We start from the raw sequence: 21,636 nt of genomic DNA on the forward strand, positions 1-21,636 counted from the left end.
GGTGTGTGCCAGAATCGCGCCCCCCTCGCTGAAGCGCGATATGTCTGCATCTTCTTCTTCCCTGCCCCGCTCAGCGGCCCACGGCGCCCGCTTTTGCGCCATTGACTTCGGCACTTCGAACTCGGCCATTGCACTGCCCGTGGACGACCAGCACGTGCGCTTGGTCGCCGTAGAAAACGGCCTGCCCACCATGCCCACCGCGGTGTTCTACACCATGGAGGGCCAAGCCCCGCACGAGGACCCTCGCCGACTCTACGGTCGCGCGGCCATGGCGGCGTATGTGGAGGGCATGGAAGGCCGTTTGATGCGCTCGATGAAGAGCGTGCTGGGCTCCAGCCTGGTCGAGCAAAGCACCGACATTGGCGATGGCCGCGGCGTCAAGTTCATTGACATCCTCAGCGGCTATCTGCGCCACCTCAAAACCTTGGCCGAAGTCGAGGCCGGTGGCCCGCTCACCCGAGCTGTGTTGGGCCGCCCTGTGTTCTTTGTGGACGACGACCCGGAGCGCGACGCCCAGGCGCAGAACGCCCTGGAAGCCGCAGCCCGCGCGGTGGGCTTTACCGACATCAGCTTTCAGTTCGAGCCCATCGCCGCCGCGTTGGACTATGAAAGCACCGCCACCCGCGAGCAATGGGTCTTGGTGGCCGACATCGGCGGGGGCACCTCGGACTTTTCCGTGGTGCGGGTGGGGCCTGAGCGGCGTGCGCGCCTGGATCGCTCGGCCGACATCCTGGCCAGCCACGGCGTGCACATTGCCGGCACAGACTTCGACCGCCACATCGAGCTCAGCGCCATCCTGCCCTTGATCGGCTACAAATCTTTAGGCCCACCGCCCGCACAGCGCGAAGTGCCCAGCCGCGCTTACTTCGACCTCGCCACCTGGCACCTGATCAACACGCTCTACAGCCCCCAGCGAGTGATGGAGTTGCGCGGCATGAAGAGCTTTTATGCCGACCCGCTGCTGCACGGCCGGCTGATGACCGTGGTGCAAGAGCGCCTGGGCCATGCCCTGCTGAGCGAGGCGGAGGCCGCCAAGATTGCGGTGGCCGAAGGCGGCCAAGCCGACATGGACCTGTGGCAGGTCGAGCGGGGTCTGAAAGCTTCGCTCACCGAGCCTCAAGCCCTGAGCGCGGTGGACGCAGACCTGCAGCGCATTGTGGATGCGGGGGTGGAGACGGTGCGCATGGCGGGCCTCAAGCCCGCAGACATCGACGTGGTCTACCTCACCGGCGGCTCCACCGGCCTGCTGCCGCTGGCCACCCGCATTGCTGCGCCGTTTTCGCAGGCTAGCGTGATCCGGGGCGACCGCCTCGCGAGCGTGGCCCAGGGCCTTGGCTTGCACGCCGTGCGGCTCCTGGGTTAGGCGGACGCCTCACAGCCGCCGGCTTCTTGGGCTGCGGGCGGCTGACGTCGGCCAGCAGCAAGCTGCTGCTGACCAGGGCTTCAACCGCTTCAGCCAGGTCGTTGGGCGGCTCCAGCTCTTCGATCATGGCCAGCAGCTCATCAGCGTCTTCCAGATCGTCCGGGTCAAACGAGCGGTAGAGCACGGCCAGCGGCTCCAGCACGTCGGCGGAATCCAAGTTCGTCAGCGCCGGGAAGAACTCCATCGCCGTGGCAAAGCCGGCCACCCAGGGCATCACGGTTTGCAGCGGGTCCTCGTCTTCTTCCAGCTCAAACACCCAAGGGTCAAACCACTGACGATGGTGGATGGCGCGGTTCAGCTCGGCATGGCGGCGTGCGGCCAAGGCCTGCAGGCGGGCGGTATTGAAACCCCGGGGCGCGGGGCGGCCATCCACATCGATGACGTGGGCAAACCATTGCTCAGGCGATACCACCTGAGGTTGCAGCAGCACGCCCACAAGGTAGCCATCCAACATAGAGAGGTCCAGGGGCTCCAGCGGCGCGGGAATCGCATCCAGCGCCGCATCCAGCTCGGCCATCTCGTCTTCGTTCAGGGGGGAAAGGGGTTCAGCCATGTCTGGATTGTCGCTCGCCCCCTTCAGTCAAGGGGGGCAATCTCAGAATCAGGGCTTATGTCATCCCCCAATTGGGGGTTTGTATCACCCTCAGGCGTGCGATACAGTCCTCTCATCGTCAAGCCTAAAGCTCTTGCAGTAGGCAGACAACGGGTCCCAACGACGTCCTCTCGGAGGACTTCCAGCGACCCAACCCTCACGGGTTGGGTCGTTTTTTTTCGTTGAAGCGGCCCGAGAGTTGGTCGGGCAATGGTTTGACTTAGGCCTGAACCTTGAAAACGCTCACCATTTCGGCCAAGCGCCCTGCCTGTGATTGCAGGCTATCGGCAGACGCAGCAGATTGCTCCACCAGCGCTGCATTCTGCTGCGTCATGGCGTCGAGTTGGCCCACCGACGCATTCACCGACGCCAAGCCTGAGCTTTGCTGAGACGAAGCCGTCGTGATCTCTTCAATGATGCCTTGCACCAGGGCCACGTTGGACACCAGCTCTTCCATGGTGGAGCCCGCATCAGCCACCAGCCGGGCCCCCTGGTCCACCGTCGCGACACTGGCGCCAATCAAGGCCTTGATCTCTTTGGCCGCTTGGGCTGAGCGCCCAGCCAGGCCGCGCACCTCACCTGCCACCACGGCAAAGCCGCGCCCTTGCTCGCCGGCACGTGCCGCTTCAACCGCCGCATTGAGGGCCAGGATATTGGTCTGGAAGGCGATGCCGTCGATCACGCCAATGATGTCAAAGATGCGCCGCGAGGATTCATTGATCCGCTCCATGGTGTTGACGACCTGTCCCACCACCTCACCGCCTTTGCGGGCCACCTCGGTGGCCGTGGCCGCCATGGCATTGGCCTGTTGAGCCGCATCGGCCGACTGCCGTACGGTATCGGTCACGTGTGTCAGCGACGAGGCCGCTTCTTGCAGGTTGCCCGCCGCCACTTCGGTGCGCTGAGATAAATTCAAATTGCCAGCGGCCACTTCCGCGCTGGCTGTGCGCAGAGATTCGGCGGATTCACGGATACCCCCCACCAAATCGCGCAGGTGGTTTTGCATGCGCGACATGGCGTCAAACAAGCGGCCCATTTCGTCGTGCCGCTGGGCGGGCATGGGCAGGCTGAGATCGCCCTGAGCAATGCCCTCGGCGAGTTGCACCGCTTGGCCCAGGGGCACGGTCACGCTCAGGGTGATACGCCACGCCAAGATGGCCCCGAACACCAGCGCCACCAGCAGCAAGCCGCCGATCAGTACTCCAGCGCGCTGCTGCGCGGCAAGTGCTTGCTCGGCAGCATGCTTGTTCTCTGCGGCCACATGGGCCAGATAGTTGCTGACCAGCTTGCGCCATTCAGCCTCAGCGGGTCGAACACGGCTGGTCAGGGTCAAGGTGGCTTCCACCCCGGCGCCGATCTCGCCTTCATGGGCCGCTTGCTTGATCAAGGGAATGGCCTTGGCAGCGGCAGCGGCGATGGCCGCACTCAGCGCCACTTCCTCGGGGTCGCCGTCCGCGCGTACTTGCTGGTCGAGCATTCCAAACAGCTTGGCGTAGTCACGCAGGGCTTGGGCCATTTGCGCCGTTTCTGCGTCGATGTCTTTCACATCGGTCAAGAGCGTGATGGACCGAGCCTGAATGGCCATGCTGCTGATGTTCTCCATCAGGCCGTGAGCCAATTCAGCCTTGCTGTTGTTGACCTCCACAATATGACGCATGCGCTGACCCTGAGCCTGCAGCTCCCAGAGCGCCAGCCCGGCCACCAGGCACATGGCCAGCAAAAGCACGGAAAAGCCCAGCCCCAGGCGCTTGGCCAGGCTGAGTTGAAATGCGGCGTTATTGCCCATAGACCCTCTTTCGGGGAAGCATGCATCAATGCTCCGATTGTCTGGAGGGCAGGTGCGGCAAGGACGCTGGAAGTGAGCGCCCTAAGGTGGGCTTTTCAGGCCTTGGCTCCCCAGGCTTGCCTCAAAAAAGCCACCAGCGCCTTCACCGCCAAAGGCACTTGCGCACTGTGCGGACGCACCGCCCAGATCTGCGAGCCAAACGCCCCCACCGGCTGCCACTGCGGCAAAACAGGCACCAGCAGCCCCTGGGCCAGGGCACCTTCGGCGCTGAAGTCTGGCAGCAGGGCAATGCCTAAGCCCGCCACCGCCGCCTCGCGCAAGGCCTCGCTGTTGTTGGCCGCAAAGGGCCCGCTGACCGCCACGCTGACGCGCCCTGCTGCGTCGCCGTTGTTGGGCTCCAGGCTCCAGGCGCTGGCCTCCCCGGGACGGGGGTAGAGCAAACAGGCGTGCTGGCTCAACTCACTCGGGTGACGGGGCTGCCCCCGTTGTGCCAAGTACGCGGGACTAGCCGCCAACAAAGAGCGCGTGGGCCGCAAGGCCCAGGCGACATGGGTGTCGGGCGGCATGCTGGTGTGGCGGATGGCCAGATCGAAGCCTTCTTGCGCCAGCGGGCGCAGGCGGTCGGACAGGTCCAGCTCCAGGCGGACCTGGGGGTATTGCTTCAGGAACTGCGGCAGCAAGTCCACCAAATGCTGGCGCGCCAAGGCCACCGGGGCGGTCACCCGCAGCAGCCCGCGCGGTTCCGCTGCCAACTCTTGAATGCCGCTGAAGGCCTGAGCAATGGCCTCGAAATTGCCACGGGTCGCCTCCACCAGGCGCAGGCCCGCCTCGGTGAGCTGCATGCTGCGGGTGGTGCGGCGCACCAGGGGCACAGCCAGGGCGCGCTCCAGTTCGGCCACGCGCTGGCTCATGGCCGCCTTAGACACCCCCAAGCGCTGGGCCGCCGTGGTGAAGCTGCCGGCCTCGGCCAGCACGGTCAGGGCGTGCACATGGCTCCACATCAAGGTTCTCAAGTCGGTGCTCATCGTGCAGTTCCCAGTGCTTTGCTCAGCATCTATTGTTCATTATTCAGAACAATGAATCCAGTCAGGCAGCATTTCAAAGCCTCGCCACACTCACTAGACTGCGTGCTTCAACTCCCTTGTGCTCAGGCCACCATGACTGCTCCCCTGCCCTACACCAGCACCGCCGAGATCGCTCACTTCATTGCGGGCGCACCCTATTCCGGTTCAGGCGAGCGCCGTCAGGCCGTCTACAACCCGGCCACCGGTGCCGTGGCCCGCCATGTTCGCCTGGCCGCCGAGGCCGATGTGCACGCCGCTGTGGCCGCCGCCGCCGCGGCCTTTCCGGCCTGGGCGGAAACACCGCCCATACGCCGAGCCCGGGTGCTGAACAACTTCTTGGCGCTGCTGAACCAGCACAAGGACACGCTGGCCGCGATGATCACCGCCGAACACGGCAAGGTCTTCACCGACGCCCAGGGTGAGGTGATGCGCGGCATCGACATCGTTGAGTTTGCTTGCGGCGCACCGCAACTGCTGAAGAGCGACTTCACCGACCAGGTCAGCACCGGCATCGACAACTGGACCCTGCGCCAGCCCCTGGGCGTGGTGGCTAGCATCACGCCGTTTAACTTCCCCGTCATGGTGCCCATGTGGATGTTCCCGGTGGCCCTGGCCTGCGGCAATACCTTTGTGCTCAAGCCCAGCGAGCGCGACCCCAGCGCCAGCTTGTTCGTCGCCGACCTGCTGAAGCAAGCCGGCCTGCCTGATGGCGTGTTCAACGTGGTGCAGGGCGACAAGCTGGCCGTGGACACGCTGCTGAGCCACCCCGATGTCAAAGCCATCAGCTTTGTGGGCTCTACCCCGATTGCCCAATACATCTATGAAACCGGCGCCCACCACGGCAAGCGTGTGCAAGCCCTGGGCGGCGCCAAGAACCACATGGTGGTCATGCCCGATGCCGACGTCGAGCAGGCGGTGGACGCGCTGATCGGCGCGGCCTACGGCTCCGCCGGAGAGCGCTGCATGGCCATCAGCGTGGCGGTGTTGGTGGGCGATGTGGCTGATAAGGTGATGCCCAAGCTGGCCGAGCGCGCCAAGACCCTGAAGATCAAGAACGGCATGGAGTTGGACGCCGAGATGGGCCCCATCGTCACCCGCGAGGCCCGCGACCGCATCGAGGGCTACATCGCCCTGGGCGTGGAAGAAGGGGCCAGCTTGGTGGTGGACGGGCGCGGTGTGCGCGCCAGCGGCCTGGAAGACGGCTTCTGGACCGGCGGCACCTTGTTTGACCACGTCACGCCGCAGATGCGCATCTACCAAGAGGAAATCTTCGGCCCGGTGCTGGCCTGCGTGCGCGTCAAAGATTTTGCTGAGGCGCTTGATCTGGTCAACGCCCACCAATACGGCAACGGCGTGGCCTGCTTCACCAGCGACGGCAATGTGGCGCGCGAGTTCAGCCGCCGCGTGCAGGTGGGCATGGTGGGCATCAACGTGCCCATCCCCGTGCCCATGGCCTGGCATGGCTTTGGCGGCTGGAAGAAGAGCCTGTTTGGCGACATGCACGCCTACGGCGAAGAAGGCGTGCGCTTCTACACCAAGCAAAAAAGCATCATGCAGCGCTGGCCCGCCAGCATTGGCAAGGGCGCTGAGTTTGTGATGCCGACGGCCAAGTGAGGTTCAGCGGCGCGCCAGCCAGTCCAGCAGGTGCGTCACCACCTCGGCCCGCTCGGGTTCATTGAAGATTTCGTGGGCCAACGCGGGCCAGGCTTTCTGGCTCAAAGCTTGAGGCGGCGCTGCTTGCGCAAAGCGGGCCGACCCGGCGGGGTTCACACACCGATCCGCCCCGGCCCACATCAGCAGCGTGGGCGTGCGCCATTGCGGCGCCAAGCCCTCCACCCAAGGCCCAGCCTCGGCAATGAAACGGGCCAAGCGGCCACTGATGCGGTCGTGCACCAGCGGGTCGGCCACATAGGCCTGCACCACGGCGGGGTCACGGCAGATGTCATTCACGTTCAGACCATTGCCCACGGCCAAACTGGGCGCCACACGAGACACCACGGCCGTCAGCAGCTTCTGAAACGCCGTCATGCCCGCATCCAAGGCAGGAGATGACAACACCAAACCATCAACCGCCTGCCACCAGGGCGCCGGTGCGGCCTGCAAGCCTTCAGCCACATAGCGCGCGGCCACCAGACCGCCCAGGCTGTGCCCCAACAAGATCAGCGGCCCCGCTGAAGGCACGCTGCGCATGTGCCCAAGCACCAGGCCCAGATCGGCCAACAGGCTGTCATCCGCCGCCATCTGGCCGCGCCCTCCGCCAGAGGCGCCATGGCCGCGTTGGTCATAGGCCTGCACCGCCCAGCCTTGCGCCACCAAAGCTTGCGCCACGGCCTCATAGCGACCCATGTGCTCGCCCAGGCCGTGCACCAGCAGCACCTGGCCACATGGCGGGCCTTCCGGCACCCAGGCGCGAAGCGCTAAGGAGATGCCGTCGGGGGTGGTCAGCGTTTGGTTCATGAGTATGCACTTTCAGCAGGAAGATCGGGGAAGCATTGCCTCCAAGCATCCCTCAAAACGGCGGCTGCCGCCTCAGGACAAGCCTGCAGCAAGGCGTGGGGCCCCGCCAGCCGAACAAGTTGGGCATGGGAAATACCGTCACAGAATTCTTGCGTGGCAGCAGAAGGCACCAGCGCGTCAGCGTCGGCTTGCAGCACCCAAACTGGCTGCCTCAAGCTTGGCAAGACGGGCCGCACATCCACCGCCATCACAGCCGCCAAGCGTGCCCGCACCAAGTCCGGCGGCAGGCCCGACACGACTTCGGCCATCTGCCGGCGGGCCTCAGCCGGCCCATCAAGCCCCATGAGCAAGCGCAGCATAGGCCCGCTAGGCCATGTCACCATGGGCAGCCAAGGCAACAGCCCCGCAGCCCAATTCAAGCCCGGCCGCGGGTTGGCTGCAAAGGTACAGCACAGCACAAGGCCTCGCACCTGTTGAGGCCGTCGCGCTGCCAGCTCAATGGCCAATGGGCCCGAGAAGGACTCCGCCAGGATGAAGAGCGGCTGATCGTTGGGAATGTGATCCTGCAACCACGTCAGCAGCTCTGCATAGCCCCAGCCGGGGTTGACGGGGTAGCGCATGACTCGACTAGGCCATTCATCACCCAAGGCCTGCAATAAAGGCTCAAACAGATTGCCTGTGCCATCCAGGCCCGGCAGCATCAAACAACAAGGTTCATCAGGTTTGCTCTGCATCGACGCATCTTGCCGCAAACCCTGGCGTCTCAGCCTCGCGCCAAGGCCTACCATTCCCCGCTGCGCAAAGATCACTCGCAACACTTCAGAGGAAGTCTCCCCATGTCCCACCCCGCCTTCACCATCCACACCGACCCTGCCACTGGCGTTTCGCGTTTGGTGCTCTGCCGCCCTGAGCGCATGAACACCATGGAGCCCAGCTTCTTTCCGGCGCTGAAGGACGCGGTGCAGGCGCTGGACGACGCAGGGCAGACGCGGGTGCTGGTAGTGTCGTCCACCGGCAAGCACTTTTCGGCGGGCATGGCGCTCGAGGTGTTTGCCGGTGGCTTGGCCATGCTCAACACCTCCACCGCACGACAGCGCCAGGCCTTCACCGCAGGCTTGCAGCGGCTGATGGCCTGCTTCACGGCGCTGGAAGAAGCGCGCTTTCCGGTGATCTGTGCGGTGCAGGGCGGCTGCATTGGCGGCGCGCTGGACCTGGCCGCCGCGTGTGATGTGCGGGTGTGCAGTGCCGATGCCTTCTTCACGGTGCAGGAGATCCACATCGGCATGGCCGCCGACCTGGGTTCGCTGCAGCGCCTACCCAAGCTGCTGCCGCAAGGTCTGGTGCGCCAGCTTTGCTACACCGGCGAGCGCTTAGGGGCCGAGCGCGCCTTGGCGGCTGGCCTGGTGAATGCGGTGCTGCCTGATGCCGCTGCGCTGGAGGCGCACGCCCTGGCCTTGGCCGCTGAGATCGCTGCCAAGAGCCCACTGGCTATCTCGGGCAGCAAACAAGCGCTGAACTATGCCCGCGACCACGGCACAGCCGACGCCCTGGCCCAGATGAGCCTGCTGCAAAGTGCGATCTTCGACATTGGCGAAATGAGCCAAGCCATTGCCGCCTGGCAAGCTAAGCAGGCAGCCCAGTTCGAGCCTTTGGCACCGCTCTAAGCGCGGGCGACCGCACCCCAAAACTGTGCGGTGAAGCGCCTGCTTTTTGGAGCCTTGGGCGCCTCAAGTCCGGACGATCATTGGGTCATCACCCTCAATGGGAGCAGTACCCATGCTTAGATCGCTCTGGATTGCCAAAACCGGGATGGAGGCCCAGCAGACCCAGCTGGACCACATCTCGCACAACCTCGCCAACACCGCCACCGCGGGCTACAAACGAGCCCATGCGGTGTTCGAGGACTTGATCTATCAGAACCTGCGGCAAGCGGGTGCGGCCAGCTCGGAGCAAACGCAGTTGCCCACCGGCTTGCAGATCGGCCTGGGCACACGGGCCGTGGCCACCGCACGCAACTTCGCGCAAGGCAACTTGCAGCAGAGCTCGGGCACGCTGGACATCGCCATCAAGGGCAACGGCTTCTTCCAGATCACCATGCCGGACGGCACCACCGGCTACAGCCGCGACGGGGCTTTTCAACTGGATGCCCAAGGCCAGATCGTCACCAACAGTGGCTATTTGCTGCAACCCGGCATCACCATCCCGGTGACGGCGCAGAGCGTGACCATCTCCAACGACGGCGTGGTAAGTGTGGCCCTGCCCGGCCAGCCCGTGCCGCAGAACGTGGGCCAGCTGCAACTGGCCACGTTTGTGAATCCGGCGGGTCTAGAACCACGCGGACAAAACCTCTTTGCCGAGACGGCCGCCTCAGGCGCCCCGCAAGCAGGCAACGCGGGCGCCAACGGCCTGGGCACGCTGCAGCAAGGCTTTCTGGAAACCAGCAATGTGAACGTGGTGGAAGAGCTGGTGTCCATGATCCAGACCCAACGCGCCTATGAGCTGAACTCCAAGGCCATCTCCACCTCCGACCAGATGCTGCAGCGTCTGTCGCAACTGTGAGCCCGCTGATGTCGTCTCTCCTGCTTCGCGCCATGGCACTGGCCTTGCCTGTCTTGGGCCTGAGTGCTTGCCAAACCCTCTACCCCGTCCCGAATGTCGAGTTCCCCACCGCCACCGCGCCGGCCATGCCGGCCAGCGGCCCCATCGCCATGGCGGCCTACGAACCCGTCCCGGTATCTGCGCCGCCCCCTGCGGCCATCACAGGGTCCATCTATGCCTCCGCCGCCTACCGGCCAATGTTCGAAGACTATCGAGCCCGCCATGTGGGCGACACCTTGACCGTGCGCATTGCCGAAAAGGTCAGCGCCACGCAGTCGGCCACCAGCACGGTGGACAAGAAGGCATCCGTCGATGCGGGCATCTCGGCCTTGCCAGGCGTCAAAGCCAACAGCTTTGCGAATGGCTTGGCCAATGCCACGGCCAACGGCACCAACAAGTTCGAAGGCTCGGGCACCACTGAGAACACCAATGACTTCAGCGGCACCATCACCGCCATCGTCACCGGGGTGCTGCCCAATGGCCATCTCTTGATCGCGGGTGAGAAGCAAATTGGCGTGAACCACAACGTGGATGTGCTGCGCTTTACTGGGCAGGTGGACCCGCGCGCCATCTTGCCGGGCAACACCGTTCAGAGCGCTCAGATCGCCAATGTGCGTGTTGAGCATCGTGGTCGCGGCCAGATGTCAGACGCTCAAGGAATTGGCTGGCTCGCACGGTTCTTCTTAAACCTTCTGCCGGTTTAAGTTTGCCCAGAATCGTTGGCAAGCTCCCTGAAGTACTTGCCAACACCATGACCACCTCCCAACGACTGTTCAAGCATGCCCTCACCCTCGTCGCACTGACGGCCTGGGCCGCATTGTGGTGGCCCTGGTCCAGCCAAGCGGCTCAAAGGCTCAAAGAGGTGGCCGCCGTGCAAGGCGTGCGCAGCAACCAACTGATGGGCTACGGATTGGTGGTGGGCTTAGACGGCACGGGTGACCAAACCGCCCAAGCGCCGTTCACTGCCCAAGGCCTGAACTCGATGCTGCAGCAGATGGGCATCACTGTGCCTCCGGGTACAGCCATGCAGATCAAGAACATTGCAGCGGTGCTGGTCACCGCGCAACTGCCGCCCTTTGCGCAGCCCGGCCAACAGATCGATGTCAGCGTGTCCTCCATCGGTAATGCCAAAAGCCTTCGGGGCGGTACCCTGATTGCGACCCCGCTCAAGGGCGCCGACGGGCAGGTCTATGCCCTTGCCCAAGGCGGTTTGATTGTGGGGGGCGCGGGCGCCGCTGCGGGAGGCTCGAAGGTGCAGATCAACCATCTCAGCGGAGGCCGTGTGCCCCAAGGCGCCACCGTTGAACGCAGCGTCCCCACACCGCTTCACCAAGGTGAGTTCCTTCAGCTAGATGTGGCCGCCGGTGACTTCAACACCGCGCGCGCGGTGGCCATGGCCATCAACCGAGAAAAAGGCGACGGCACGGCACAAGCTCTGGATGGCCGCATCGTGCGCGTCAAGGCCCCCAAAGACATGAATGAACGGGTCACCTTCTTGGCCGACATTGAGAACCTGCCCATTGAGCTGGCCAAACCGGCGGCGCGCGTGGTGCTCAACCCCCGCACCGGCTCGGTGGTGATGAACCAGGCAGTCACCTTGGCCGCTTGTGCCATTGCCCATGGCAGCCTGACGGTCACCATCAATGCCATTCCCATCGTGAGCCAACCGAACGCGCTCTCGGGCGGTCAAACGGTGGTGACGGAAAAGTCAGAGATCACGGTTCAACAACAAGGCGGAGCCATCACGCAGTTGCCTGAAGGGGCCAAGCTGGCCGATGTAGTGAAGGCTTTGAACTCACTGGGCGCAACGCCGCAAGACCTGCTGGCCATCTTGCAGGCCATGAAGGCCGCTGGTGCATTGCAAGCGGAACTGGAGGTGATCTGATGACCCCCTCAAGCGCTTTACAGGGCGCAGGATCAGGCTTTGGCGATGTACGCGGCATGGAGCTGCTCAAACAGCGCGCCGCCCAAGACCCCAAGGCTGTCACGCGCGAAGCCGCCAAGCAGTTTGAAGCCATCTTCATGCAAGAGCTGCTCAAGAGCATGCGCAAGGCCACGCTGGCTGAAGACCCCTTGTCCAACGAAGGCACCAAGCTGGGCTACGAGATGCTGGACACCCAACTGGCCACCAAGCTCTCCGGCGCACCGGGCAGCCTGAGCGATGTGATTGCGCGCCAATTGGAGCGGCAAATGGGCATGAACCCCGGGCCCATCCCCAAGGTGGATAAAGCCGCACTGGCCAAGCCACTGGAACTGAACCGGCCTGATGCCAAGGTTACCCTGCCGCAGAAGTCCGCCGCCAACTTCGTGCAACAGCACACCCAAGCCGCCGAGGCCGCCGAGCGCGCCAGCGGCATTCCGGCTGAGTTCATGATCGCGCAGGCCGCCCATGAGAGCGGCTGGGGCCGCAAGGAGATCAAGCACCCCGACGGCAGCAGCGCCCATAACCTGTTCGGCATCAAGGCCACGGGCAATTGGAAGGGCGATACCGTGGACGTGCTGACCACCGAATACAGCAATGGTGTGGCTCGCAAGGTGGTGCAGAAGTTCCGCGCCTATGACAGCTATGCAGACTCCTTCAGAGACTATGCCCAGTTGATGAAGAACAGCCCCCGCTATGCCGGCGTGGTGGCCGCTGGGGCGGATGCCAAGGGCTTTGCCGAGGGCTTGCAAAAAGCAGGCTACGCCACTGACCCCGCCTATGCCGAAAAGCTGGGCCGCGTCATCAACACCACGCTGCGCCTGCAACGCAGTGTGAACGGCTGACCTGCAGGAACCCACCATGACCAGCTCCGCCTTGATGAACATCGGCATGCGGGCCATGTTCGCCAGCACGGCCTCCTTGCAGTCCACCTCCCACAACATCGCCAACGCCCATGTGGCAGGGTTCTCGCGCCAGCAAACTGAAGTGGCCACCTCACAGGGCCAGTTCAGTGGCGCGGGCTTTTTTGGCAAGGGCGTGGATGTGGTCAATGTGCGGCGCGCCCACGACCAGTTCCTGACCATGCAGGCAGCGGTGGCCACCTCCTTGGCCAAGATGGACGACGCACGCCATCAGCAGTTGGTGCAACTCGAAGACGTGTTCCCACCGGGCGAGCAAGGCCTGGGCTATGCCATGGGCGATTTTTTCGCCGCCATGACAGACTTGGCCAACTCGCCCTCCGACAACTCTGCCCGCCAAGTGGTGCTGGCCCGCGCGGCCGATGTGGCCGACCGCTTTGCTGGCGCCGCAAACCGCATTGACATCCTGCAGCGCGGTGTCGTGGCAGACCTAGAGTCCTCAGCAGTCACCATCAACGGGCTGACAGGGCGCATTGCCGAAGTCAACGATCTGATCGCTGGCTACAAAGGTCTGAATCAACTCCCCAACGACTTGCTGGATCAGCGCGACTCGCTGATCAAGGAGCTGAGCGGCTTTCTGCAAGTCACCACCCTGCCCGCAGACGATGGCACGGTCGGCGTCTTCGTGGCCGGTGGCCAGCGCCTGGTGCTGGGCAGCGAGGCCTCTCAGATCGTCATCAAGTCCGGCGACCCAGACCCCAGCACCGCTGCGCTGGCCATCTCCACGCAAGGCCAGCTGCTCGACCTGAACGAGGACGCCCTGACCGGCGGCTCGATGGCCGGCTTGATCAACTTTCAAAACAACGACTTGGTCGATGCCCGCAACATGCTGGGCCAAATGGCGGCCGCCTTTGCAGGCAAGGTCAACGAGGCGCAGTCACGCGGCTTGGACCTCGGCAAGCCCCCAGGACCGGGCGTGGCGCTCTTCCGCTTTGGCGGCCCCGAAGCCTTGGCGTCACGCTTCAATGCACGCGACGGCAGCGGACAGCTCTTGGCCTCCGTCAACATGACCGTCACCGACCCCTCGCAGTTGGTGGCCAGCGATTACGACTTGCGCCTGAATGCAGGCGGCAACTTGCAACTGACGCGTTTGTCAGACGGATTGGTGCGCAACATCAACAGCGGTGACGTGGTCGACGGCATGCGCGTTGATGTGGGGGGGCTCGGCCTGCAGCCCGGTGACCGCTATACGCTTCAGCCTGTAGGCCGTGCGGCCAGCGGCATGCAGCGCGCTCTTGACGACACCCTGGGCGTTGCTGCAGCTTCGCCGGTGACCGCCACCTTCGGCGTGGGCAACACGGGCACGGCCACCCTGCGTGAATTGCTCGTCACGGGCACCCCTGACACCCAGCTGATCACCAACATCAGCTTCACCTCCGGCACCGGAGACTACACCTGGGAAATGTTGGACCGCGACACAGGTGCCCTGGTGAACGTCGGCACAGGCACCTGGACGGCGGGCGAAGGTATCAACCTGAATGGTTTCACGGTGTCGCTGAACGGTGTGCCCAAGACGGGTGACACCATCACCGTGGACAAGACCCTCTTTCCCGGCAGCAACAACGGCAATGCGTTGGCCATGTCGTCCTTGGCCGATGACCGCATCGTCGGCTTGACGCTGGACGGCAATGGCAACCCCATTGGCGGGCGCACTGCCACTGACGCCTACGCTGCGGCCATGGCCGACATCGGTGTGCGGGTGCAGAGCGCCCGATTGGCCACCAATATCTCCGCCACCGCATCAGAGCAGGCCGACGCCACCTTGGCGTCGAAGACCGGCGTCAATCTGGACGAGGAGGCCTCGCGCCTGATCCAGTTTCAGCAGTCTTACCAAGCCGCCGCCAAGGTGCTGCAAGTGGCGCAATCGGTGTTCGACACCATGTTGCAGCTGGGCAGCTAACTGATTGAAGGGCAGACCTCATGATTCGCGTCTCTACCGCCAATGCTTTCGCCTCTTCAGTGCTCTCTTTGCAGAAGCGCCAGCAAGACCTCTCTGAGGCCAACGAGCGCCTAACCAACGGCAAGCGTGTGATGCATGCCAGCGACGACCCCACCGCCGCTGCCCGTGCGGAGCGTGCGCGCTCTCTGATGCAGCGCACCGACGCCACCCAGCGCGCCCTGGACGCCAGTCGCAATTCCATGACCCTGACGGAATCCGCCTTGGCCGACGGTGGTGAACTGCTGCAACAAGCACGAGAGTTGCTGGCCAGCGGCGGCAACGCCAGCTTCACCGACGCCGAGCGCCGCGACGTAGCCAACCAGATCACCGCCATCCGCAACCAGCTGCTGGGGGTGGCCAACCGCTCTGACGGCACGGGCGGCTACATCTTTGCAGGCCAGGGCGCCAGCCAGCCGCCCTTCATTGACCGCCCAGGCGGCGTGGGCTATGTTGGCACCGGCGGAGAGGTGCGCGTGGCCTCTGAGGAGCCTTTGCCCTTGACCTTGGATGGCCAGCAAACCTGGCTCTCTGCCAACACGGGCAACGGTGTGTTTGTCACCCGCCCCATCAACAGCGGATCGGCCTGGATCGACTCCGGTCGTGTCACCAATCCACAGGCCTTGACCGGATCGACCTACACCATCGAATTCACTGACTTGGCGCCTGGCCAGAAGGTGTATTCGATCTTGCGCGATGGCGTGGCCACGGGTGTCTTCCAAGCACCGTTTGACCCGACCAAGGCGATTGAGATTGACGGCATGGCGGTCAACATCAGCGGCACCCCCGCCTCGGGCGACGCCTTTGAGATGGCCCCTTCGCAGCCCAATTTGACGGTGTTTCAAGCCTTGGACAGGGTGATTGCTGAGTTGAAGACACCCAACCGCGGCAATGCGGCCGTGACACAAACCATTCAATCCGGTTTGCGCGACATTGACTCGGTGCGTAACCACCTGCAGAGCGCACGCAGCATGACGGGCGAAATGCTGACCCGTATCGACGGCGCTGAGGTGCGGGTACAAGACTTGAAACTCTTCAGTGAAAACACGCGCTCAGCGGCCGAAGACCTGGACATGATCAAGGCCATCTCCGACTTCCAGAACAAACAGACGGGCTATGAAGCGGCACTGCAGACCTACTCCACCATGCAGCGCATGTCCTTGTTCGACTACATCAAGACCTGACCACATGACAAAGGGACCGATGCGATGAGCGCTGCGGTATTCGACCATCTGCTCTTGGGAGCAGGCACTGTTTTTGATGCACGGCGACGCCCTATGGCCACGCGCTTGACGCTGCACCCTGTGCGCGCGGACCACACCCCGGACGCCAGCGCCTTGGTCGCAGCGTTGCAAGAGGCCTGGCCCGAAGAGGCGGGAGCCCTGTGGCTGAACCTGACCAACGAATCCACCTTGCAGGCCTTGGTGAAGCAAACATTGCCACGACATGTTTTTGTGGAAGTACCGGCCTTTTTGGCGGGCGATGCGGCCTGGCTGCCTCTGTGGACCTCGGACCGCACGGCCCGCGCCAGCCGCGTGCTGAAAGGCCGCCCTTTGGCACCGCTAGACCCAGCGGTGATCAGCGCCTTTGCCCAAGCCATCGTCGACAGACCTGACGACCGACGGACGGGGGACAACAACCTCGCCGATGCCCCCCCCCGCCAACTCCCTTTTGTGCAGACCGGCAACACCTGCGCCTTCGAGGTGGCCGACAGTTTCCGCCGAGGCGCGCATGGCGTGCTGGGCTGGCCGCTGGGCGATCCACCCGACGAGCACACTGCCAAGCGCGAGATTCCGGCCGGCGTCAGCGTGGTGCTGGACCTGCTGCAACGCATTGAGCGGGATGAGGACCCAGACGAGTTGGAACGCGTGCTGCGCCGAGCACCCGCGCTGGCTTACCGGCTGATGCGTTTCATCAATTCACCCGCGTTTGGGCTGTCGGTTGAGATCAACTCCTTCCAGCACGCGCTGATGGTGCTGGGCACCAAGCGCCTGAAGCGCTGGCTGGCGCTCCTGGTCACCGGCGCCGTGGACGACCCCGAACTCAAGCCTTTGATGTTCTTGGCGGTGCGTCGAGGTCTGCTGATGGAAGAGCTGGTCCGCAATCAAAGCGATGAGAACCTGCGCAACGAGGTCTTCATCTGCGGGGTGTTCTCTCTGCTCGACCGCATGCTGGGCCAGCCTTTTGAGCAACTGCTGGAAAGCCTGCCCGTGCCGGGCCGCGTGGCAGACGCTCTGGCCTCAGCCAGCGGCCCACTCCACCCTTGGCTAGACCTGGCCGTGGCCGTGGAGATGGAATCCCCGTACGACATCCAAGAGGCGGCCGAATCCCTGATGCTGGCCCCGGGCGATGTCAACCGCGCCGTCCTGACCAGCTTGCGTGCCGCTTGGCAGATGCGCGACGAATAGGCACCACACCGCGCTACGAGGGACTTTTTCAGCGTTGCCCTAACTCGGCGCGTACACTCAGCGGGTGACCTCTTCTTCACCCGCATGACGACGCCACCACCCGTGCTTCCCCCTCGTCCCGCTGGCCCCGGCAGCTCGGTGCGCCGCGCGCTGGACAGCGAACTGGCTGAACTCTTTGCCATCAGCCCTCAGGCGCTGATGCTGTTCGACAAATCGGGCCGCATTTGGCAGACCAACGCGCCGCTGCAGGCCCTGGCAGGCCGGGTCAACCATGTCGGCGAGTTGGGCGAAGCCTTGGTGGGCCTCATGGGCTGGCCCGGTGATCTGCCCCCAGTGGGTGCGACCCGCGAAATGCTCGGCTGGATCGAAGCCCCTCAAGATCAACGGCTGCGTGCCCGCATTCGGGTGCGCTCTGCGGGCACAGCCATGCCGCCGCGTTGGCTGGCCCAGATCGAGGACCTGAGCGCCGACGACGCGCGCGACCTGTCCAAAATTGAGATCACGGCCTTGATGGGCACCGCCGGCGTGGGCGTGGCCACCTATGACTCGGCCCGAGGCTGGGTCACCAGCTCGGCCGGGCGCGGTGCGGGCGGTGGTGGCAGCGACGGCGGGCCCAATACGGCACTGATGTCCATTGGGCGCGACGTGGTCGAGCCAGCATCTTTGCCCGAGTACGAGCGCCTGCAACAAGCCCTGCGCAAGCGCGAACGCGCCGAGGTGCGCTATGCGGTGCGGCACCGTGACACCGGCCAGCGCTGGCTACTCAGCCGAGTTGAACCTGCCGAGCTGAGCCCAGGCCGCCCCGTCTGCACGGTGGTGACCTTGGATGTGAGCGAGGAAGAAAGCAGCCGCCAGCGCAATGCGCAACTGTTGCGTGAGCTGAGCACCATCCTCGACCTCAACCCCGCCGGCATGGCCTATTTGCGCGGCAGCGAGGTGCTGCGCAGCAACCACCGCTTTGAGGCGCTGCTGGGCTTGCCCGAGAGCAGCGCCACCGGCCAGAGCTTCGACAACTTGCTGATCCGCGCCGGTGTGCCCGGCGCGTCGGCCCGGCAAGCCCTGCTAAATGCGGTGCAGCAGGGCTTGTGCGAAGTGGAATACCAACTCCCTGTCAGCCCACAGCGGACCCAGCCCGTGTGGGTGTCTTTGGCGTTGCGCCGCGCCTCCGAAGGTGGCCCCGGCCCCAGCGAGATCGTGGCGGTGCTCACCGACATCACCCGCCTGCGCGCACAACAGGCTGAGATGGAAGGGCTGGAGCGCGAGCGTGAGCTGATGTTCAGCCTCTCCGACGTGGGCATCATCTACCAGCGCGAAGGCCGCATTGAGCGCGCCAACCAAGCCATGGCCGAAATGACCGGCCGACCCCAAGAGTCGCTCAAAGGCCTGGCGCTTTCAGAGCTATATGAAGACGAGCGGGCCTACCTGAACTACAGCGCGCATGAGCGGCGTGACCTCAGCCTGCACGGCCGTGCCGTGGGCGAGCGGCGCCTGACGCGGCGCGACGGCAGCGGTTTTTGGACTCAGGTCAGCGTGCGGCCCGTGGACCCTCAAGACCCTGGTGCCGGGGCGATCTGCTCGTTTGTGAGCGTGGATGAGCGCCGCCGCGCGCGCGAGACCCTGCTGGTGCAGGCCGACCGCACCCGGGCCATTCTGGACTCCGTGCTGGTGGGTATCGTCACCGTCGGCGACCAAGGCATTGAATGGATGAACCGCTCAGCCCGCCGCATGTTTGGCGGCGAGTTGGCCGATTTCATGGGCCAGCCCATCTCCGTGGTGGCCTCCGATGACCCCGAACACCCGCTGCGCCGCACCAACTGGCTGGCCACGCTGGAAGAAGGCCAAGCCGAGACCTTTGAATGCAAGCTCACAGCCCGCGACGGCCGCGACTTCTGGGTGGTGGGCAATGCCGTGGTCACCGGCCGCGACAGTGGCGCAGGCCAACTCACCTTTGCGCTGCTGGACATCGAGCGCCGCCGCGAGGCCGAGGCCCAGATTGCCCAGGCGCGCGCCAGCCTGCAGCGCATCATCGAAACCGCACCGCTGGCCATCGCCCTCTTTGACGCCAGCAACCAGCAGGTCTTGCAGCTCAACCAAGCGATGACGGGCTTTGCCCGGCGGCCGGCCAGCGAGATCGTCTCGCGCCCGCCAGCCTTGTGGCTGACTGGCCCTGAGGCGGCTGCGCTGAATGCCGACCTGCACCATGCCATGGCCACCCACGAGATGGTGCGCCGCGAATTGCAGCGCGAGGCCAACCCCGACACCGGCGATGCCGCTGAGGTGTGGGACATGCGCATTGTCTCGCTGCAAGCCGGTAACGACGATGAAGAGCAACTACTGCTGGTGGCCAGTGATGTGACAGAGCAGCGGGCTGCTGATGAAGCCCGCTTGGTGGCGGCCATCTCGCAGCGCGAGATGCTGATCAAAGAGGTGCACCACCGCATCAAAAACAATTTGCAGGGTGTCGCCGGGCTCTTGCAGCAAAACGCCCAACGCCACCCGGAGGCCGCAGCCGCCATTGCCGAAGCCGTGGGCCATGTGCATGCCATTGCCCAGGTGCACGGCCTACAGGTGGGCATGACGGGGCCGCTGCGGGTGCAAAAGGTCATTGAGGCCATCGCCACCTCGGTGCAACGCATGTTTGGCCGCACCATCAGCTTGGAGGTCAGCGGCCCTTCGCCCCAGCGCTTTGCGCTCACCGAGGCCGACTCCATCCCCATTGCCTTGACCATCAACGAGTTGTTCACCAACGCCATCAAGCACAGCGGCGGCGGCGATGCGGCTGCTCAAAGCCCTGGCAACGAAGTGCGCTGCAGCCTGGAAGTCGGCCAAAGCGAGCTGTGCATCAGCGTCCGCAACCGGGGCCATTTGGCGCCGGACTTCCACATCAGCCAGATCCCTTCAGGCATTTCTGGACTCGGCCTGGTGCGCGCCTTGCTGCCCCGCAAGGGTGCGGCCATCTCCTTGGAGTCCGACGGCGATGATGTGGTGGCGCGGCTGGGGCTGTCGCCACCGGCGGTGGCCGTCTAGGCCACACCGTGGGGCGCCTCTGCTTTTCTCGCGAACAAGCCCCTTGCAGTTGAGTGACAATCGCGGCATAAGGCAGCTTCACAGCGTGATGAACCCATGAGCGGCAAGGGCAAGATTCTGGTGGTGGACGATGACCGGCTGGTGCTGGCCACGGTCACCCACGGCTTGAGCCGGGCCGGGTATGAGGTGATCGACGCCGACAACGGTGACGATGCCATCTTGCTGGCCCGCGAACACCGCCCTGATCTCGCCCTGCTGGACATCCGCATGGAAGGCAAGTCCGGCTTTGATGTCGCCGCCTATCTGCGCGAATATCTAGGCACTCCCTTCATGTTCCTCTCGGCCTTTGCCGACGACGACACCGTCAACCAAGTCAAGGCCCTGGGCGCTGTGGCCTATTTGGTCAAGCCCCTGGACATTGCCCAGATCGTGCCCACAGTCGAGGCGGCGCTCTCCAGTGTGCGGGCTCAACCCCGGCTGCGGCCCGCAGCCGCAGAGCGCCAGCCCCCTGCGCCCAACGCCAGTGCACCTGCCCCTGCGGGGGTGCCCAGCTTTGCACCTGGGCCCACGGTCAATCCCTTGGCCGATGCCGTGCCCATTGCCGTGGGCGTGCTGATGCATCGCTATTCCCTGCCCCGCGCCGAGGCGCTAGAGCGCCTGCAACGCCTGGCCATGGCCGATGGCCGCACCCTCAGCCAGCAAGCCGCCGCGCTGCTGGACGCGGTGGAATTGCTGGCCCGCCCTGCGGCCGGCTGAACCTTTACACACCCTCACGCCCAATGCCGCTGTACCAACTGGGCGAACATGCCCCCGACGTTGCCGACTCCGCCTATGTGGCCAACGAAGCCACCTTGATCGGCAAAGTGACCCTGCACGATCACAGCTCGGTGTGGAGCGGTGTGGTGATCCGAGGTGACAACGAACGCATCACGATTGGCGAGGGCAGCAATGTGCAAGAAGGCACGGTGATGCACACCGACATGGGCTACCCGCTGACCATTGCGGCCAACGTCACCATTGGCCACCAGGCCATGTTGCACGGCTGCACCGTGGGCGAAGGCTCGCTGATTGGCATTCAGGCGGTGGTGCTCAATGGCGCGGTCATTGGCCAGCATTGCCTGGTGGGCGCGGGCGCGGTGGTCACCGAGGGCAAGACCTTCCCCGACCGCTCGCTCATCCTGGGCGCGCCCGCCAAGGTAGTGCGCACCCTCAGCGACGAGGACGTGGCCCGCCTGCAAGCCAGCGCCGCCAGCTACCGCCAGCGCGCGCAACTCTTCAAGACCCAGCTCAAACAGCTCTGACCGAGCTTTATTCGGTGAGCGGCGTAAAAAGCCGACACCACGGGCGCCAGATTTCCACTACCATCGCGCCCATGTCAGACCTGAGCCCTTTGTTGATCGGTGATCACCTCGCACGCAGCGTGCGCGGCATCCCCTGCTCGCCTCCGGTCCTGCCCCAACGTTCGCGCTGAGTCATCGCGCACCCCTGCCCCGCTCTGGGGCTG

At 64.5% G+C, this 21,636-nt stretch carries 18 protein-coding genes; 13 read left to right on the top strand and 5 right to left on the bottom strand.

The window, feature by feature from the left end; genetic code table 11:
• Window positions 1-40 precede the first annotated feature (40 nt).
• On the top strand, window positions 41-1,363 hold the full coding sequence (locus tag ACIQ3Q_RS07085) for an Hsp70 family protein (protein ID WP_396268324.1): 1,323 nt from the start codon (window positions 41-43) through the stop codon (window positions 1,361-1,363).
• On the opposite strand, the gene ACIQ3Q_RS07090 is transcribed toward ACIQ3Q_RS07085, so the two are convergent.
• From ACIQ3Q_RS07090 to ACIQ3Q_RS07100, 3 genes are all read right to left on the bottom strand, one after another.
• Window positions 1,287-1,976 (bottom strand): YecA family protein, encoded by a 690-nt coding sequence (locus ACIQ3Q_RS07090; RefSeq protein WP_396268325.1) that lies wholly within the window; start codon window positions 1,974-1,976, stop codon window positions 1,287-1,289. The genes ACIQ3Q_RS07085 and ACIQ3Q_RS07090 overlap by 77 nt on opposite strands.
• A gap of 259 nt (window positions 1,977-2,235) precedes the next feature.
• Window positions 2,236-3,801: a methyl-accepting chemotaxis protein gene (locus ACIQ3Q_RS07095; protein WP_396268326.1), complete on the bottom strand. Its 1,566-nt coding sequence runs from the start codon at window positions 3,799-3,801 to the stop codon at window positions 2,236-2,238.
• A gap of 95 nt (window positions 3,802-3,896) precedes the next feature.
• Window positions 3,897-4,826: a LysR family transcriptional regulator gene (locus ACIQ3Q_RS07100; protein WP_396268327.1), complete on the bottom strand. Its 930-nt coding sequence runs from the start codon at window positions 4,824-4,826 to the stop codon at window positions 3,897-3,899.
• Between the two features lie 132 nt (window positions 4,827-4,958).
• On the opposite strand from ACIQ3Q_RS07100, the gene ACIQ3Q_RS07105 reads away from it, so the two are divergent.
• Entirely contained in the window at window positions 4,959-6,479 is a 1,521-nt protein-coding gene (locus tag ACIQ3Q_RS07105; protein ID WP_396268328.1) for a CoA-acylating methylmalonate-semialdehyde dehydrogenase, read from the top strand.
• 3 nt (window positions 6,480-6,482) lie between these two features.
• Here the strand turns inward: ACIQ3Q_RS07105 and ACIQ3Q_RS07110 are convergent, their stop codons facing one another.
• Together ACIQ3Q_RS07110 and ACIQ3Q_RS07115 are read right to left on the bottom strand one after the other, a co-directional pair.
• Entirely contained in the window at window positions 6,483-7,322 is an 840-nt protein-coding gene (locus ACIQ3Q_RS07110) for a lysophospholipase (RefSeq protein ID WP_396268329.1), read from the bottom strand.
• Window positions 7,319-8,023, bottom strand: a complete 705-nt coding sequence (locus tag ACIQ3Q_RS07115) for an alpha/beta fold hydrolase (protein WP_396268331.1) — start codon at window positions 8,021-8,023, stop codon at window positions 7,319-7,321. The genes ACIQ3Q_RS07110 and ACIQ3Q_RS07115 overlap by 4 nt, the downstream gene beginning before the upstream one ends.
• Window positions 8,024-8,158: 135 nt before the next feature.
• Here ACIQ3Q_RS07115 and ACIQ3Q_RS07120 point away from each other — a divergent pair, with 135 nt between their 5' ends.
• The 11 genes from ACIQ3Q_RS07120 (at window position 8,159) to ACIQ3Q_RS07170 (ending at window position 21,433) form a co-directional block, all read left to right on the top strand.
• Window positions 8,159-8,986: an enoyl-CoA hydratase-related protein gene (locus tag ACIQ3Q_RS07120; RefSeq protein ID WP_396268332.1), complete on the top strand. Its 828-nt coding sequence runs from the start codon at window positions 8,159-8,161 to the stop codon at window positions 8,984-8,986.
• A 112-nt stretch (window positions 8,987-9,098) separates the two neighbouring features.
• On the top strand, window positions 9,099-9,881 hold the full coding sequence (gene flgG / locus ACIQ3Q_RS07125) for a flagellar basal-body rod protein FlgG (RefSeq protein WP_396268333.1): 783 nt from the start codon (window positions 9,099-9,101) through the stop codon (window positions 9,879-9,881).
• 8 nt (window positions 9,882-9,889) lie between these two features.
• Window positions 9,890-10,624 carry a flagellar basal body L-ring protein FlgH gene (locus ACIQ3Q_RS07130; RefSeq protein ID WP_396268334.1) on the top strand — a complete coding sequence of 245 codons (735 nt, stop codon included), beginning with the start codon at window positions 9,890-9,892 and terminating at the stop codon, window positions 10,622-10,624.
• A gap of 47 nt (window positions 10,625-10,671) precedes the next feature.
• Entirely contained in the window at window positions 10,672-11,805 is a 1,134-nt protein-coding gene (locus ACIQ3Q_RS07135) for a flagellar basal body P-ring protein FlgI (RefSeq protein ID WP_396268335.1), read from the top strand.
• Window positions 11,805-12,686 carry a flagellar assembly peptidoglycan hydrolase FlgJ gene (gene flgJ, locus ACIQ3Q_RS07140; protein WP_396268336.1) on the top strand — a complete coding sequence of 294 codons (882 nt, stop codon included), beginning with the start codon at window positions 11,805-11,807 and terminating at the stop codon, window positions 12,684-12,686. Before ACIQ3Q_RS07135 ends, flgJ begins: the two co-directional genes overlap by 1 nt.
• 16 nt (window positions 12,687-12,702) lie before the next feature.
• Window positions 12,703-14,661 carry a flagellar hook-associated protein FlgK gene (gene flgK / locus ACIQ3Q_RS07145; RefSeq protein WP_396268337.1) on the top strand — a complete coding sequence of 653 codons (1,959 nt, stop codon included), beginning with the start codon at window positions 12,703-12,705 and terminating at the stop codon, window positions 14,659-14,661.
• A gap of 20 nt (window positions 14,662-14,681) precedes the next feature.
• A complete protein-coding gene (flgL, locus tag ACIQ3Q_RS07150; RefSeq protein ID WP_396268338.1) occupies window positions 14,682-15,881 on the top strand; it encodes a flagellar hook-associated protein FlgL in 1,200 nt (399 codons plus the stop codon).
• Window positions 15,882-15,905: 24 nt separating this feature from the next.
• Complete coding sequence (locus ACIQ3Q_RS07155; RefSeq protein WP_396268339.1) at window positions 15,906-17,105, top strand: EAL and HDOD domain-containing protein; 1,200 nt, start codon at window positions 15,906-15,908, stop codon at window positions 17,103-17,105.
• Between the two features lie 84 nt (window positions 17,106-17,189).
• Entirely contained in the window at window positions 17,190-20,132 is a 2,943-nt protein-coding gene (locus ACIQ3Q_RS07160) for a PAS domain S-box protein (RefSeq protein ID WP_396268340.1), read from the top strand.
• A 96-nt stretch (window positions 20,133-20,228) separates the two neighbouring features.
• Window positions 20,229-20,888 (top strand): response regulator, encoded by a 660-nt coding sequence (locus ACIQ3Q_RS07165; protein WP_396268341.1) that lies wholly within the window; start codon window positions 20,229-20,231, stop codon window positions 20,886-20,888.
• A gap of 23 nt (window positions 20,889-20,911) precedes the next feature.
• Window positions 20,912-21,433: a gamma carbonic anhydrase family protein gene (locus ACIQ3Q_RS07170; RefSeq protein WP_396268342.1), complete on the top strand. Its 522-nt coding sequence runs from the start codon at window positions 20,912-20,914 to the stop codon at window positions 21,431-21,433.
• Window positions 21,434-21,636: the final 203 nt, after the last annotated feature.

Origin of the sequence: Ideonella sp., assembly GCF_044358605.1 — a bacterium.
Lineage (GTDB): Bacteria > Pseudomonadota > Gammaproteobacteria > Burkholderiales > Burkholderiaceae_C > Ideonella.